This is a genomic window from Mesorhizobium sp. M7A.F.Ca.US.005.03.2.1, from assembly GCF_003997795.1.
Classification (GTDB): Bacteria; Pseudomonadota; Alphaproteobacteria; order Rhizobiales; family Rhizobiaceae; genus Mesorhizobium; species Mesorhizobium ciceri.
Map to the genome: position 1 here is coordinate 1 of NZ_RZRP01001335.1, position 1,035 is coordinate 1,035.

The 1,035-nt window shown below is 67.0% G+C and carries 1 pseudogene; it reads left to right on the plus strand.

Annotated features, from left to right (window positions below):
* Nucleotides 1-1,035, plus strand: a pseudogene (locus EN991_RS37545) (kinesin); the annotation flags it as partial.

Genomic DNA, 1,035 nt, shown 5'->3' on the forward strand with positions numbered 1-1,035 from the left:
GCGACATCCTGCGCAACTTCGAAGGCGCCGACCAGCGGCTCGGCATGCGGATCGGCGAATCGGCCGAAGCGCTTGCCGCACGCGCATCGGACCTTGGCCGCATCTTCGATGCCGCCGACCAGCAGCTCGTCTCGCGCATCGCCGAGGGTTCGGAAGCCTTGTCGAGTCGTGCCTCGGAAATCGGCCGTATCTTCGACGACGCGGATCAGCGGCTGGTGTCACGCATCGCCAGCAGCACCACCACGATCGGCGAGCATGCCGAGACGATCGTCGGCGCCTTTGCCGATACCGAGCAACGGGTTGCCGAACGCGCAAGGCGGACCGGCCAGGAAATGGCCGTGCATGCCCGCGAAATCGAGCAGGCGCTTGCCGGCGCCGACGAGCGTCTCGCCTCGAGCGCGGCGGCCGCGGCAGCCCGTGTCGAAGAGCAGGTCTCGGGCGTCGAGAACCGCCTCGCCTTTACGGCCGAGACGATGGGCCAGAAGCTCAACGAGCAGGTGTCGAACGCCGAGGCGCAACTCGTCTCGCGCGCCAATGTGATCGCCGAGACCTTCACCGCGGTTGGCCAGCATATCGGCCAGAGCACCAACGATGCCGCCAAGACGATCGGCGCCAACACCCGCGAACTCAACACCATGCTCGCGGCGCGTTCGGCCGAAATGTCGAAGATCCTCGACGAAACCGCACGGCCTTTGGTCGAGCGCTTCGCCCAGGGCGGCTCGGAACTGCAAAAGAGCATGGAAGAGGTCACAGAACGCGCCACCGAGAAGCTGCGCAGCGAGAATGCCGCACTTGTCGACGCGCTCGCCAACCGCACCGCCGAAACCTTGTCGGCGGTCGAGGGCGCCCGCTCGTCGCTGTCCGACAGCGTCGCCGACCTCATCGGCCGGATGACCAAGTCCAGTTCGCAGCTCGGCCAGCTGATCGAGCAGGCCGCGGTCAATCTCGGCCAGGTCGATGAACGCCTGAGCGGCAGCACGCAAAGCTTCGCCGCGACCACCGAGAAGGCCGCGCAGACCTTTGCCAGCTCGGCCC